The following is a 14,268-nucleotide window of genomic DNA, read 5'->3' on the forward strand; positions in this document are numbered from 1 at the left end:
GCGGCGATGCCGTGCGGCACCCGAAGGCGAAATGCGGCCGCAAGTGTAAGGGCACCGCCGCGCCCTTCCGCGGCGGCGGCGGCGTCAGTCCGCCCGGTCGCCTTCGGGCAGGAACATCGCCTGCAGGTCGCTCAGAAAATCCATGCCCCGCTCGGTCGGCCACACGCGGTGCAGGTCGCGCGCCAGCAGGCCGCGGGCCTCGGCCTCTTCAAGCGGACGGCGAATGGCGCTGATGGCCAGGCCGGTTCGCTCGCCAAACTGGGCCAGCGTGAAGCCTTCCTTCAGGCGCAGTGCGTTCAGCATGAACTCGAAAGGCAGGTCGGCCAGCGCCACGTCGTCGCTCTGCGCCACGGCCTGGCCGGCCAGGGCCTGCGCCATGTAGCGCTGCGGATCGCGCACGCGCACCTGCCGCACGATGCGGTGGGCAAAGCTCAGCTTGCCGTGCGCGCCCGCGCCCAGGCCCAGGTAGTCGCCGAACTGCCAGTAATTGAGGTTGTGCGTGCAGCTGTGGCCCTGCCTGGCATAGGCCGACACCTCGTAGCGCGCCAGGCCCGCAGCCGCCGTGCGCTCGGTGATGCGGTCGAGCATGGCGTAGGCGATGTCGTCCTCGGGCAACGCGGGCGGGTGCTTGGCAAAGAAGGTGTTGGGCTCGATGGTCAGGTGGTAGATCGACAGGTGCGGCGGCGCGAGGGCCAGGGCCTGGTCCAGCTCGGCCTCCAGGCCCTGCAGCGTCTGCCCGGGCAGGGCGTACATCAGGTCGAGGTTGAAGGTCTCGAAGGCCTGGGCGGCTTCTTCGACGGCGGCGATGGCCTGGCGGCGGTCGTGCACGCGGCCCAGCGCCTTCAGGTGCGCATCGTCGAAGCTCTGCACGCCGACCGACAGCCGCGTGACGCCGGCGGCGCGGTAGGCGCGGAAGCGGTCGCGCTCGAAGGTGCCGGGGTTGGCCTCCAGCGTGATCTCGCAGCCGGGCTCCAGGCGCAGGCGGGCACGCACGGCGCCGAGCAGCCGGTCGATGCTCTCGGGCGCGAACAGGCTGGGCGTGCCGCCGCCCATGAAGATGGTGTGCACGGTGCGGCCCCACACCAGCGGGAGGGCAGCGTCGAGGTCGGCGATCAGGGCGTCGATGTAGCGCTGCTCGGGCACCGCGGCGTCATCGCCCTCGCCGCGCCATTCGTGCGAGTTGAAGTCGCAGTAGGGGCACTTGCGCAGGCACCACGGCAGGTGGATGTAGAGCGACAGCGGTGGCGATGCGGCCAGCTGCAACGGGCCGGGCCGCATCATGTGCAGCACGTCGTTGGCCTGCGGCGCGACGGCCACGGCGGGCTGGATCGGGATGCTGCTCATCCGCCCAGGCCCCAGCGTTCGCGCATCAGGGCCAGCATGGCGCGCGCGGCCTGGCCGCGGTGGCTGTGGGCGTTCTTCACCTCGGGCGGCAATTGCGCGAAGGTCTTGCCGAACTGCGGCAGGAACATCACCGGGTCGAAGCCGAAGCCATGTTCGCCCACGGGCTCGGTGGTGATCTCGCCGACGGCGCGGCCCACGGCCACCAGCGGCTCGGGGTCCTCGGCATGGCGCAGCGCGACCAGCGTGCTGACCAGCGCGGCGCGGCGATTGGATTCGCCGCGCAGCTGCGCCAGCAGCGCCTTCACGTTGTTGGCGTCGCCCTTCTCGTAGCCGAACTGCGTGGCGTAGTAGGCCGTGTCCACGCCCGGCAGGCCGCCGAAGGCATCCACGCACAGGCCGGCGTCGTCGGCGATGGCGGGCAGGGCGGTGGCCGCGCTGGCATGGCGGGCCTTGGCCAGCGCGTTTTCGACGAAGGTGCGGAAGGGTTCTTCCGCCTCGCCTACGCCCAGCTCCGACTGGCGCACGAGCGTCAGGCCCAGCGTGCCGAAGAGCTGCTGCAGCTCGGCCAGCTTGCCCGCGTTGTTGGATGCGAGAACCAGTTTCATGGATGCGCTCTCCGTGCTCGCGCCCACTCAAGCGATCTGCAGGGCCTGCTTCTGCAGCTGCACCAGCTCGGCGATGCCCTTGTCGGCCAGCGCCAGCAGCTGGTTCATTTCTTCGCGGCTGAAGGCGGCACCTTCGGCCGTGCCCTGCACTTCCACGAAGTGGCCGGCGCCGGTCATGACAACGTTCATGTCGGTGTCGCAGGCGGAATCTTCGACGTATTCCAGGTCCAGCAGCGGCGTGCCCTGCACGATGCCGACCGAGATGGCGGCCACATGGCTGCGGATGGGCGACGCGGCCAGCGTGCCGGCAGCGATGAGCTTGGCGACGGCGTCGTGCGCCGCCACGAAGGCGCCCGTGATGGCCGCCGTGCGGGTGCCGCCGTCGGCCTGCAGCACGTCGCAGTCGAGGTAGATCGTGCGCTCGCCCAGAGCGGCCAGGTCGAACACGGCGCGCATCGAACGGCCGATGAGGCGCTGGATCTCCTGCGTGCGCCCACTCTGCTTGCCCTTGGCGGCTTCGCGGCTGCCACGGGTGTGGGTGGCGCGGGGCAGCATGCCGTATTCGGCCGTGACCCAGCCTTCGCCGCTGCCCTTCTTGTGCGGCGGCACCTTCTCTTCGACGGAGGCAGTGCACAGCACGCGGGTCTCGCCGAATTCGATCAGCACTGAGCCTTCGGCATGGATGGTGAAGCCGCGCGTGATGCGCACGGGACGAAGCTGGTCGGCGGCACGGCCGCTGCTGCGAGTGAAGGAGCTCATGAGGGTTCTCTGGATCGAATACGTAGAAAGCGAAGCGACGACCTGCGGGCACGAACGCGCGCCAGGCAGCACCTCGCGCGGATCAGTTCTTGCGGGCGGCGGAGCGCCGTATGGCCTCGTTGATCTCGGCGATGGAGCGCTCGATGGCGGCCTCGTCGAGTTCGTCGTGGTCTTCCTCGCCCGGCATTCCGGCCTGGATGCTGGAGGCGAAGACATCGGGACCGATGCTGTCGGTGGAGACGCCGGGCTCGGAGCCGGGGGCGTCCGGCGTCTCCCACTCCACGGCGATCAAGGTGACGTTGTCGGAATGGCTGCCACCGCGACGCAGGGCCATCTCGACCAGTTCGGGAGCCGCGTCCGCAACCGGCCGCGCGGACAGGGTACGCACCAGCAGCGCGTCCTCGACGACGCCCCACAGGCCGTCCGAGCAGAGCATCAGCCGATCCCCCTGCTGCAGCGGAAGCGGCTCCGACAGATCGAACAGCGGCGGTACCGGCGAGCCCAGACAGGTCTGCAGGATGTTGCGATTGACCGGCGCATCGACGCCGTCCGTGGCGCGCGGTCGCTCGGCATTGGAATGGTCACGCGTGCGCACCAGCAACCGGTGGTCGCGCACCACATACAGCCGCGAATCGCCGCAGTGGATCCAGGTGGCGCAGCCTTGCTGGAGCACGCCCACCACGATGGTGGTGCGCGGCGTGTCGAGCATGGCCTTGCCGCCGGCATAGCGCATGATCTGCTGGTGCGCGGCCATCACGGCTGCCACCAGAAAGGCGCGCACGTCCTTGAGCACCGGCCGCGCGTCGCGCTGGAACATGGCGGCCACGGCCTGCAGCGCGATCTGCGCCGCCACCTCGCCTTCCGGATGACCGCCCATGCCGTCGGCCAGCACGAACAGCGCGGACTCGCGGGTGTAGCAGTAGCCCATGCGGTCCTCGTTCTTGAGGCGCCCGCCCTTGCGGCTGACCTGGAAGACGGAGAACTTCATGATGCGGCCGGACGGGTGGTCGGCGCGCCCGCCTTGGCCACCGGCTTGCGTTCGGGCGTGCGCATGTTGTCGATCGACAGGCGCATGCGTTCGGCCACGGAGAGCTTGGTGTAGCGGCGCTCGCCCTCGCGCCCCAGTTCCTTCTGCAGCGCGAAGACGGATTGCGGGCGCGACAGCGGGTCGAGCGCCATGCACCACTCCACGACCTCGATCAGATCGTCGGAGTACACGCCACGCAGCCGCGTGAGCGAAAGGCCCAGACGGTCCTTTTCGAGCCGCTGCGGCGCATCGAGCGGCGGATACCCGTGCATGCAGGCATACACGCAGGCGCCCACGGCGTAGATGTCGGTCCAGGGACCCATCGAGGAATCGCGCCGGTACATCTCGGGCGCAGCGAAGCCCGGCGTGTACATCGGCCGCACGAAGTTGCCCTCCTTGGAAAGCACCTCGCGCGCCGCGCCAAAGTCGATCATCACCGCACGGTCGTCGTCGGTGATGAAGATGTTGGCCGGCTTGATGTCGAGGTGCAGCATCTTGTGCTGGTGCACCACGCGCAGGCCGCGCAGGATCTCGTCGAACAGCGAGCGGATGGTCGACTCGCGCAGGACCTTGGGGCGCTTGAGTTCGCGGGCCGTGACGACGAAGTCCTGGAGCGTCGCGCCCTCCAGGTAGTTCATCACCATGTAGACGGTCTCGTTCTCGCGGAAGAAGTTGAGCACGCTCACCACCGAGGCGTGGGCGATCTGTGCGAGCGCGCGGCCTTCCTCGAAAAAGCTCTTGAGGCCCAGGCGGTAGAGCGACAGCTTTTCGGGCGGCACCTGCGGCGTGAGGCTGCCGTCATCGCGCGTGACGAGCGACGAAGGAAGGTATTCCTTGATGGCGACCTGCTGGCCGGCCTTGTCCACCGCCAGGTAGACGACGCCGAAGCCTCCGGAGGAGATGCGGCGCACGACGCGGTAGCCACCGATCACCGTGTCCGGCATCAGGGGCGACGGTTTGACCTTTGACATAATCGGAGGCTTCGCCCGAAGAGGGGAGGCGGCATGCCCGTCGATCCACATGAGAGAGGGCGCCGGCCCGTCGCTTCTGCGGGGCTTGTCACACGAACACGAGCCGAGAGCGAGGTGCAATGTCAGTTTACAGCATGACCGGTTACGCCAGCGGGCAGAGCCGCGCGTCAACCCCCGATGCCTCGGCCGGCGAGGAAAGGCCGGGCCCGCGCCTGGGCCTGGAACTGCGCGCCGTCAACAGCCGCTTCCTGGACCTGAGCTTCAAGCTGCCCGAAGAGCTGCGCCAGCACGAGCCGGCCCTGCGCGAACTGCTCACCCGCCGGCTCAAGCGCGGCAAGGTCGAGATGCGCGGCTCCGTCGAGACCGGTGCCGACACCAGCTTGGCCGAGCCCTCCGTGCGTCTTCTTCAGCGACTCAATGGTGTTCAGGATGCCGTGCGGGCCTGGCTGCCCACGGCCCGCGAACTGAGCGTGGCCGATGTCCTGCGCCTGGCGGGCAACGACGGCGGTCGCGGGGTGTCGGCTGAGCAGTTCGACGTGGTCGCCCTGGCGACCTCGGTGGTGGACGACCTGATCGCGGCGCGCGAACGCGAAGGCGCGCGGTTGGTGGCACTGCTGCAGGAGCGGCTGCAAGCGCTGCGCACGCTGGCCGAGCAGGCAGAGCCACTCGTGCCCAAACTGGTCGAGCAGCAACGCACCCGCTTCCTCGAACGCTGGCAAGAAGCCATGGGCCTCACGACCGGCAGCGCAACGCCCGAAGCCGCCCAGGACCGCGCGCTGTCCGAAGCGACGGCCTTTGCGATCCGCATCGACGTCGCCGAGGAACTCGGCCGCCTGCGCGCCCACCTCGACGAGATCGACCGGTTGCTCACCAAGGGCGGCGAGGTCGGCAAGCGGCTCGACTTCCTCATCCAGGAACTGCACCGCGAAGCCAACACGCTGGGCTCGAAGTCGGCCGCACTCGAGCTCACCCGCATCGGCGTCGACATGAAGGTGCTGATCGAGCAGATGCGCGAGCAGGTCCAGAACATCGAATGAGCGCCATGGAATACCCCGGAAACCTCTTCGTCGTTGCGGCCCCGAGCGGTGCCGGCAAGTCCAGCCTGGTCAAGGCGCTGCGGGAACTCGACACCGGCGTGAACCCGTCGGTCTCCCATACCACGCGAGCACCGCGGGGGCAGGAAAAGCACGGCCGAGAGTATTTCTTCGTATCGCCAGCGGAATTCGACGCCATGGTGCAGGCCGAGGCCTTCCTGGAGTGGGCCAATGTGCACGGCCACCGCTATGGCACCTCAAAGCGCGCGGTCGAAGAGCGCATCGCTTCGGGCGCGGATGTCATTCTGGAGATCGACTTCCAGGGTGCGCTGCAGGTGCGCAAGGTGTTCGCCAACGCGGTGCTGATCTTCATCCTGCCGCCCAGTTGGGAAGAACTGCGCTCCCGCCTGGAGCGCCGCGGCGAGGACGCGCCCGACGTCATCGAGCTCCGCCTGCAGAATGCGGCCGAGGAGATGACGCAAACCCGCGAATTCGACTACGTTATAATCAACGAGTTATTTGAGCGCGCGCTTTTCGACCTCAAAGCGATCGTTCACGCGCAGAGGCTGCGCTACTCGGCCCAGCGTCGCGCACGTGCCGACACCTTCGCGGCATTGAATATTCCCTGACACTTCACCAAGGCATACCGTCATGGCCCGCATCACCGTCGAAGACTGCCTGCAGCAGATCCCCAACCGCTTCCAACTCGTGCTGGCCGCGACCTATCGCGCCCGCATGCTGAGCCAGGGCCACGCGCCCAAGATCGAGAGCAAGAACAAGCCTGCGGTCACTGCGCTGCGCGAGATCGCCGACGGCAAGGTCGGCCTCGAGATGCTGAAGAAGGTTCCGGGCTGATCGCCACCGTTCTCAGCGTCATTCGCCGAGAACAAGCACCTTTCGAGGTGCTTTTTTTACGCCCGGACGCTGCAGGACGCGTCAGCGGCTAAAGTCGGACGCATGAGTGTGGTCCTTCCCTCCTCCGCCTCCGGTTCGTTGCCCGCGCCCGGCAAAGCGCCCACGGCGGCGCTGAATGCGGCTGCGGCCAGCTTCGCCGCCTTGACGGCCCGGTTGGACTATCTGGCTGCGGAAGACGTGGACCTGGTGCGCCGCGCCTATCGTTTCGCAGACGAGGCGCATCTGGGTCAACTGCGCAACAGCGGCGAGCCCTACATCACTCACCCCATCGCGGTGGCGGCGCAGTGCGCCGAGTGGAAGCTGGACGCCCAGGCGCTGATGGCAGCGCTGTTGCATGACGCCATCGAAGACTGCGGCGTCACCAAGCCCGAACTGGTCGAGCGCTTCGGTTCGGCGGTGGCGGAACTGGTGGACGGGCTTACCAAGCTCGACAAGCTGCAGTTCGACACGCGCGAGGAAAACCAGGCCGAGTCCTTCCGCAAGATGCTGCTGGCCATGGCGCGCGACGTGCGCGTCATCCTCATCAAGCTGGCCGACCGCACGCACAACATGCGCACCCTCAGCGACGCACCGCGTGCCAAGTGGGGCCGCATCGCGCGGGAGACGCTGGACATCTATGCCCCCATCGCCTATCGGCTCGGGCTGAACCAGACCTATCGCGAGTTGCAGGAACTGTCGTTCCGACACCTCAAGCCCTGGCGCTACGCCATCCTCACCAAAGCCGTCTCCAAGGCCCGCAGCCGGCGGCGCGATCTCATCCAGAAGGTCCAGCGCGACGTGGAGACGGCGTTTGCTGCCGCCGGCCTTCAGGTGCGAATCGCCGGCCGCGAGAAGACGCTCTACTCCATCTACCGCAAGATGGACGACAAGCACCTGAGCTTTGCACAGGTCACGGACATCTACGGCTTCCGGCTGGTCGTGCCGAGCACCATTGCCTGCTACACGGGCCTGGGCGTGCTGCACCAGCTGTACAAGCCGCATCCGGGCAAGTTCAAGGACCACATCGCGATCCCCAAGATCAACGGCTACCAGTCGCTGCACACGACGTTGGTCGGCCCTTCGGGCGTGAACGTGGAGTTCCAGCTGCGAACCGAGGCGATGCATGTCGTTGCCGAATCGGGCGTGGCTGCGCACTGGCTGTACAAGGCCGCGGGCGACGCGGACCAGGGCGAGCGCGTGAGCGCCAAGTGGCTGCAGTCGCTGGTCGACATCCAGGACGAGACCCGCGATGCGCGCGAATTCTGGGAACACGTCAAGGTCGACCTGTTCCCTGACGCCGTCTACGTCTTCACGCCACGCAGCGAGATCCTTGCACTGCCACGCGGTGCCACGGTGGTGGACTTTGCCTACGCCATCCATACCAACGTCGGCCACCATGCATCCGCCGCCCGCATCAACGGCGAGCAGGTTCCGCTGCGAACCGAACTCAAGAACGGCGATGTGGTCGAGGTGATCACGGCACCCGTCTCCACGCCCAACCCGGCATGGCTGGGCTTTGTGCGCACCGGGCGAGCCCGCTCGAAGATCCGCAACTACCTCAAGACTCTCGCCCAGGCCGAGTCGGAGCGCCTCGGCGAAAAGCTGCTTTCCCAGGCGCTCCGGGCCGAGGGGGTGCGCAAGCTGCCGGGCAGCGAGGCCGACTACCAGCCCATCTGGGACAAGCTGCTGCGATTCACCGGCAACCGCAACCGCGAGGACCTGATGACCGACATCGGTCTCGGCAAGCGGGTGGCCAGCATCGTGGCCAAGCGGTTGATGACACTGCTGGCCGAGCGTGGCGAGAAGCCCGATGCGCTGCTGATGAGTCGTGAGCGCTTCACGGCGCATGAGAACGTCTCCCAGGGTGCGGTCACGCTGGACGGCAGCGAGAACTCATCCGTGCGGTTTGCGCTGTGCTGCCGGCCGGTGCCCGGTGATCCGATCGTGGGCTACCTTGGCCACGGCGAAGGTCTGGTGGTCCACACCGACGCGTGCGGCGTCGGTCAACGACTGCGCCACAAGGACGCCGAGCGATTCTTCGCCGTGGAGTGGGCCGACGAGCCCGTGCGCAGTTTCGAGACGGGCATCCTGGTGACCGTGCGCAACGACAAGGGTGTGCTGGCGCGCGTCGCCTCCACCCTCGCCCGGGCCGAGGCCGACATCACCCACGTCGAAATGCCGGACGAGAGCCAGCAGGATTCGACCGACCTGCGCTTCGTCATCGCGGTGCGCGATTCAGCCCATGTCGAATCCGTTCTGCGCGCCGCGCGGCGTACGCCGTCCGTGCTGTCGGCGCGGCGGATCGTGCCTGCGCCCTGAGCGCCCCTCCGCTCCGTCGCCCGCCCGCTGTGGTCCGATCAGCGGGAAGCCGGAGCCGGGTACACAACCTCGACCACCTCGATCTCCTGCGTCCCGCCGGGTGTCACCAGCTTGAGCGCATCGCCCACGTGCGCCTTGAGCAAGGTCCGCGAGATGGGCGCGATCCAGCTCACCTGGCGTTTTGCGCTCTCCGCCTCGTCGATCCCCAGGATGGTGACCGTGTGCTCCTCGCCGGATTCGTCCGCATAGGTCACGGTGGCGCCAAAGAACACCTGGTCGCTGCCGTGGTGGACCGATGGATCGGTCACTTCGGCGATCTCCAGGCGTTTGGTGAGAAAGCGGATCCGCCGGTCGATTTCTCGAAGGCGCTTCTTGCCGTACAGGTAGTCGCCGTTTTCCGAGCGATCACCATTCTTGGCGGCCCAGTGGACGGCTTCGACCACCTTGGGACGCTCCACATCCATCAATGACAGCAGTTCGGCACGCAGGCGCTCGTAACCTGCCGGCGTGATGTAGTTCTTGCCACCTGGGGGCAAGGGCGGGAGGCCGCCGGCCTCGTCGTCCTCATCACCGTTGTCGCTTTCCTTGGTGAAGGCTTTGCTCATGCGCGAGATCCCTCAAAAGCTCTTGGACAAAGAAAAACGGGCTAGCGCTTGTGGCGCTAACCCGTTGTTCCCCATAGGGAAATATGGTGCGGCTGGCAGGAATCGAACCCACGACCCCTTGGTTCGTAGCCAAGTACTCTATCCAGCTGAGCTACAGCCGCTGAGCTTTCTAGTATAGCACGACATTATCGTGGCGCCAACTATTAAGCAAAACTTTCTTCGTTTCTTCCGTCCTGGTAGGCCGTGCTGGGCTTGAACCAGCGACCAAAGGATTATGCCTACCACTTCAGCTTTCGCTGCCCGTTTCCGGTTCGTGGTCTGGACTCTGTCTTGCCTTTCGGCCTTCCCGTCGAGTCTCTACACGTTCCCCTTTCGGGGCTTCGCTCGGTGTTGGCCTGGCGCTCGGAAGAGCACGTTAGCGTTCGCCGAATTTGAGAAGTTCTACTTCAAGGCAGAGTGAACTTACCTTGAGCAACCCGTCGGGCCTCACCCTTTGGCGCCGAGACACCTTTAGGCTGCTGCCCTTCAAGTCCTCTGCTCTAACCAACTGAGCTAACGGCCCGAAGAAGTGGGATTATGACACGCTTTTCAGCCTCGGTCACGCGGAACGAAGGCACGACCCGAAAAAGATTTGCCGCCGTTGCCACGACCGGCGCCTGCCGGACGACCGTCGCGCGCAGCGGGAGCCGGCCGACGGCCATCGCCATGCGCGCGAGGACCACCAAAGCCCTCGCCATGTCCACGACCGCCAAAGCCTTCGTTGTGTCCACGATGACCTGCGAAGCCTTCGCCTGGACGCTGGCCGCCGAAGCCCTCTTGGCGGCCGCGATGGCCACCGCCAAAACCTTCGTCACCCTGAGGCCGGCCAAAGCCACCGCCGGCGCGCGCGCCGCTGTCGAAGCCTTGCGAGCGCTGGCCGCCGTGACGCGCCCCGCCTGACGACTCACCCCAACCCTGGGCACGGCCACCGCCAGCAAAGCCGGGGGAGCGGCGGCGATCGTCGCCTTGGCGCCCGGCCGGACCACTACGGCCCCGGCCCGCGCCGCCACGCGGCGGCTGGGCCGTCGGCGCACGGCGCGTCGGCTCCATGCCTTCGATCACCTCGGGCTGGAACTGCTGCTTCGTGAAGGCTTCGATATCGAAGATGCGGCGCTGGTCGCGGAACTCTGCGAAGGTGACGGCGATGCCGTCACGGCCGGCGCGGCCGGTGCGGCCGATGCGGTGGGTGTAGTCCTCCGACTTCATCGGCAGGCCGAAGTTGAAGACGTGACTGATCGTCGGCACGTCGATGCCGCGGGCGGCGACGTCGGTGGCCACCAGGATCTGGACCTGGCCATTGCGCAGCGCCATCAGGCGGCGGTTGCGCAGGCCCTGGCTCAGAGCGCCATGCAGCGCCACGGCAGAGAAGCCGGCTTGCTGCAGGTCATTGGCCAAACCATCGCATTCGATCTGCGTGCTGGCGAAGACCACGGCCTGCTGGATGGCGGGATCGCGCAGCCAATGGTCGAGCAGCGCGCGCTTGTGCGTGGCGTGGTCGGCCCAGTGCAGCACCTGACGGATGTTGGCGTGCTTCTGCTGCGGGCTGTCGATCTGCACCTTGCGCGGCTCGCGCATCACGCGGGCGGCCAGTTGCTGGATGCGCGGCGCGAAGGTGGCGCTGAACATCATGGTCTGCTGGCGCTGGATGGTCAGCTGGTTGATCTCGGCCAGGTCGTCCGCGAAGCCCAGGTCGAGCATGCGATCGGCCTCGTCGACGACGAGGAAGCGCACCTGGTCCAGCTTGATCTGCATCGAACGCTGCAGGTCCAGCAGGCGGCCAGGCGTGGCCACCACCAGATTGGCGTTCTGCAGGCGGGCGATCTGCAATTGGTAGGGCATGCCGCCCACCACGTTGGCAATGCGCAGGCCGCGGCAGTGACGCACCAGTTCGATGGCGTCGTGGGCCACCTGTTGAGCCAGTTCGCGCGTGGGGCACAGCACCAGCGCGCCGGGGACGGCCGCCTTGAAGTTGCGCGACTGCGTGGGGTTGACGCGGCGGGGCTTCTTGGGCGGTGCTTCGCCGCGGGCGGCGGCTTCGGCGGCCAGGCGGGCGTACTCGGCCTTGGCCTCTTCTTCTTCGCGCTGCTGTTGCAGCAGCAGCGTGTGTAGCACGGGCAGCAGGAAGGCGGCGGTCTTGCCGCTGCCCGTCTGGCTGGAGACCATCAGGTCGACGAAACCGGCAGCGCTGGCGTCCTGCTCTTCGTTGCCAGGCATGGCCATCGGGATGGTTTTCGTCTGGACGGCGGTGGGCTCGGTGTAGCCCAGTTCGCGCACGGCGGCGACGAGCTCAGGCGCCAGACCCAGTTCGGCAAAAGGATGCGGGCCTTCGGGCACGGCCGCATCGGCGACGACATCGTTGGCCAGGACGGCTTGGGGCGCGTCGGCGCGGCCATCGGCCATGATTTCGGTGGAAAGGGAAGAGTCGAGCACAGGCGCAGCAGCGCCCTGCTCATGCAGGGAGTCGGTCATAAAACTGATCGTGAACGCACGCCGCCCCGAGGGGGCAGGCACGTTGGAGGTTCAGAAAAACATCAACCATCCAACGACGATCGGCGCGTAGGCGATCCGTTCAAAAGGATCAGGCGCCGTGGTCGGGTTCATCGAGCTGTTCCGCTGTGTGCGGGAGCCGCCGACCAATGTGCAAGAAGGGAGATGCGCAAACTCGCTGCGGTCTTGGTTTTGCAGCGAGCCCGCGATTATGGCAGGACTTCAGGGTTTTGCCTAATCCCGCTTTGTGCAAATGCTTAATCCGTCAGGCGCAAGAAGGTGTCGCGGTAGTGCAGCAGCTCGTCGATGGACTCGTGCACGTCTGCCAAGGCCGTATGCGCCTGCTGCTTCTTGAAGGCGGCATAGGCGGTGGGCTTCCAGCGCTTCGCCAACTCCTTGAGCGTGCTGACGTCGAGGTTGCGGTAATGGAAGAAAGCCTCCAGGCGGGGCATGTACTTGACCAGGAAGCGCCGATCCTGCCCGATGGTGTTGCCGCACATCGGCGAGCCGCTGCGCGGAACATAGCGGCCGATGAAGTCGAGCAGCTGCTGTTCAGCCGCCGCCTCGTCGACGGTCGACGCACGCACCTTGTCGATCAGGCCGCTGCGGCCATGCGTGCCCTTGTTCCACGCGTCCATGGCTTCGAGCAGGGCATCGCTCTGATGGACGACGAGCACGGGGCCATCGATGCGCACCGAAAGGTCGGGGCTGGTGACGACGACGGCGATCTCGAGCAGGCGCTCCTTCTCGGGATCGAGCCCGCTCATCTCGCAGTCGAGCCAGACGAGGTTCTGGTCGCTCTTGGAAAGGGTCGGGACGGATGAGGCTTGGGATGCGGACATCCGGGCATTCTCGCCCACAGTCAACGGCGCCCCATGGGGCCGGTGGGTGCCCACTACACTGCGCCACGCATGTCCGCCTCCCTCGCCTTCACCCTTCTTTTCGCCGTCGCGCTCAGTGCCGGATTGCTGCTGCGCTTCTGGTTGGCGACGCGCCAGATCCGCCATGTGGCCCGGCATCGCGACGCCGTGCCCGCCCCCTTTGCCGGCACCATCGATCTGGCGGCGCACCGCAAGGCCGCCGACTACACGGTCGCGCGCATGCGATTCGGCCTGATCGAGGCCGCCTGGGGGGCGGCCACCTTGATTGCCTGGACCTTGTTGGGAGGATTGGACCTGCTGGACAAAGCGCTGGCTGCCTGGCTCGGCACCGGCATGTGGCAGCAACTCGCGCTGCTGGGCGCATTCAGCCTGATTGGCGGGCTGATCGACCTGCCCTTCACCTGGTGGCAGACCTTCCGACTCGAGGAACGCTTCGGCTTCAACAAGATGACGCCCCGGCTCTGGCTGGCCGACCTGCTCAAGGGGACAGCATTGGGCGTGGTGCTGGGCCTGCCGCTGGCCGCGCTGGTGCTGTGGCTGATGGGTGCGGCCGGGCCGCTCTGGTGGCTCTGGGCCTGGGTGGCGCTTGCAGGCTGGACGCTGCTGCTGCAGTTCATCGTCCCCACCTGGATCGCCCCGCTGTTCAACAAGTTCTCGCCGCTGGACGATGAATCGCTCAAGCAGCGCGTGCAGACGCTGATGACCCGCTGCGGTTTCGCGGCGAAGGGCCTGTTCGTGATGGACGGTAGCCGCCGCAGCGCCCACGCCAATGCCTACTTCACCGGCTTCGGCCGGTCCAAGCGCGTGGTGTTCTTCGACACGCTGCTGCGGCAGCTGACGCCGGGCGAGGTCGAAGCGGTGCTGGCCCACGAGCTGGGCCACTTCAAGCACCGCCACATCACCCGTCGCATGGGCCTGATGCTGGTGCTGAGCCTGGCGGCCTTCGCACTACTTGGATGGCTGTCGGCCCAGGCCTGGTTCTACACCGGGCTGGGCGTGAAGCCGCACATGGCGGCGCCCAACGACGCGCTGGCGCTGCTGCTGTTCATGCTGGTGGTGCCGGTGTTCAGCTTCTTCGTCTCGCCGGTCCTGGCGCGCATGTCGCGTCGGGACGAATTCGAGGCTGACGCCTTCGCGGCCACGCATGCCGATGGTGCCGACCTGTCCCGCGCCCTGCTCAAGCTGCACCAGGACAATGCCTCCACGCTGACACCGGACCCGGTGTATGTCGGCTTCTATTACTCGCACCCGCCGGCGGCGCAGCGCTTGGCGCGGCTGCAGCCGGCCGTGGTGGCCTGAGGCA

The 14,268-nt window shown here is 67.0% G+C and carries 13 protein-coding genes and 1 tRNA gene; 5 read left to right on the forward strand and 9 right to left on the reverse strand.

The features are described from left to right. Positions 1 to 84 precede the first annotated feature (84 nt). The 5 genes from hemW to BXA03_RS11935 all read right to left on the reverse strand — a co-directional run bounded on the left by hemW (position 85) and on the right by BXA03_RS11935 (position 4,706). Positions 85 to 1,344: a radical SAM family heme chaperone HemW gene (gene hemW, locus BXA03_RS11915; RefSeq protein WP_076507774.1), complete on the reverse strand. Its 1,260-nt coding sequence runs from the start codon at positions 1,342 to 1,344 to the stop codon at positions 85 to 87. Then, on the reverse strand, positions 1,341 to 1,949 hold the full coding sequence (gene rdgB / locus BXA03_RS11920; RefSeq protein WP_076507776.1) for an RdgB/HAM1 family non-canonical purine NTP pyrophosphatase: 609 nt from the start codon (positions 1,947 to 1,949) through the stop codon (positions 1,341 to 1,343). The genes hemW and rdgB overlap by 4 nt, the downstream gene beginning before the upstream one ends. Positions 1,950 to 1,976: 27 nt before the next feature. Then, complete coding sequence (gene rph, locus BXA03_RS11925) at positions 1,977 to 2,708, reverse strand: ribonuclease PH (protein WP_076507779.1); 732 nt, start codon at positions 2,706 to 2,708, stop codon at positions 1,977 to 1,979. Between the two features lie 82 nt (positions 2,709 to 2,790). Further along, positions 2,791 to 3,696: a PP2C family protein-serine/threonine phosphatase gene (locus BXA03_RS11930; RefSeq protein ID WP_076507782.1), complete on the reverse strand. Its 906-nt coding sequence runs from the start codon at positions 3,694 to 3,696 to the stop codon at positions 2,791 to 2,793. Next, complete coding sequence (locus tag BXA03_RS11935; RefSeq protein WP_076507785.1) at positions 3,693 to 4,706, reverse strand: serine/threonine protein kinase; 1,014 nt, start codon at positions 4,704 to 4,706, stop codon at positions 3,693 to 3,695. Before BXA03_RS11935 ends, BXA03_RS11930 begins: the two co-directional genes overlap by 4 nt. Before the next feature lie 119 nt (positions 4,707 to 4,825). Here BXA03_RS11935 and BXA03_RS11940 point away from each other — a divergent pair, with 119 nt between their 5' ends. The 4 genes from BXA03_RS11940 (at position 4,826) to BXA03_RS11955 (ending at position 8,953) form a co-directional block, all read left to right on the forward strand. Continuing rightward, entirely contained in the window at positions 4,826 to 5,743 is a 918-nt protein-coding gene (locus tag BXA03_RS11940) for a YicC/YloC family endoribonuclease (protein ID WP_076507787.1), read from the forward strand. A gap of 5 nt (positions 5,744 to 5,748) precedes the next feature. Beyond that, positions 5,749 to 6,369 carry a guanylate kinase gene (gene gmk / locus BXA03_RS11945; RefSeq protein ID WP_076507790.1) on the forward strand — a complete coding sequence of 207 codons (621 nt, stop codon included), beginning with the start codon at positions 5,749 to 5,751 and terminating at the stop codon, positions 6,367 to 6,369. 22 nt (positions 6,370 to 6,391) lie between these two features. Beyond that, positions 6,392 to 6,595, forward strand: a complete 204-nt coding sequence (gene rpoZ / locus BXA03_RS11950; RefSeq protein WP_017758912.1) for a DNA-directed RNA polymerase subunit omega — start codon at positions 6,392 to 6,394, stop codon at positions 6,593 to 6,595. Between the two features lie 102 nt (positions 6,596 to 6,697). Beyond that, positions 6,698 to 8,953 carry a RelA/SpoT family protein gene (locus BXA03_RS11955; RefSeq protein ID WP_076507793.1) on the forward strand — a complete coding sequence of 752 codons (2,256 nt, stop codon included), beginning with the start codon at positions 6,698 to 6,700 and terminating at the stop codon, positions 8,951 to 8,953. Between the two features lie 38 nt (positions 8,954 to 8,991). Here BXA03_RS11955 and greB read toward each other — a convergent pair whose 3' ends face one another. From greB to orn, 4 genes are all read right to left on the reverse strand, one after another. Further along, positions 8,992 to 9,558, reverse strand: a complete 567-nt coding sequence (gene greB, locus BXA03_RS11960; protein WP_076507795.1) for a transcription elongation factor GreB — start codon at positions 9,556 to 9,558, stop codon at positions 8,992 to 8,994. 84 nt (positions 9,559 to 9,642) lie between these two features. Further along, a tRNA-Arg gene (locus tag BXA03_RS11965) sits at positions 9,643 to 9,719 on the reverse strand. Between the two features lie 427 nt (positions 9,720 to 10,146). Next, complete coding sequence (locus tag BXA03_RS11970) at positions 10,147 to 12,066, reverse strand: DEAD/DEAH box helicase (protein ID WP_076507798.1); 1,920 nt, start codon at positions 12,064 to 12,066, stop codon at positions 10,147 to 10,149. Between the two features lie 275 nt (positions 12,067 to 12,341). Beyond that, on the reverse strand, positions 12,342 to 12,926 hold the full coding sequence (orn, locus tag BXA03_RS11975) for an oligoribonuclease (RefSeq protein WP_076507801.1): 585 nt from the start codon (positions 12,924 to 12,926) through the stop codon (positions 12,342 to 12,344). 69 nt (positions 12,927 to 12,995) lie between these two features. Here orn and BXA03_RS11980 point away from each other — a divergent pair, with 69 nt between their 5' ends. Further along, the gene (locus BXA03_RS11980) at positions 12,996 to 14,264 is read left to right on the forward strand and encodes a M48 family metallopeptidase (RefSeq protein WP_076507803.1); all 1,269 of its coding nucleotides are present in this window, start codon (positions 12,996 to 12,998) and stop codon (positions 14,262 to 14,264) included. Positions 14,265 to 14,268 lie beyond the last annotated feature (4 nt).

It is taken from the genome of Pseudacidovorax sp. RU35E (assembly GCF_900156165.1).
Classification (GTDB): domain Bacteria; phylum Pseudomonadota; class Gammaproteobacteria; order Burkholderiales; family Burkholderiaceae_C; genus Xenophilus.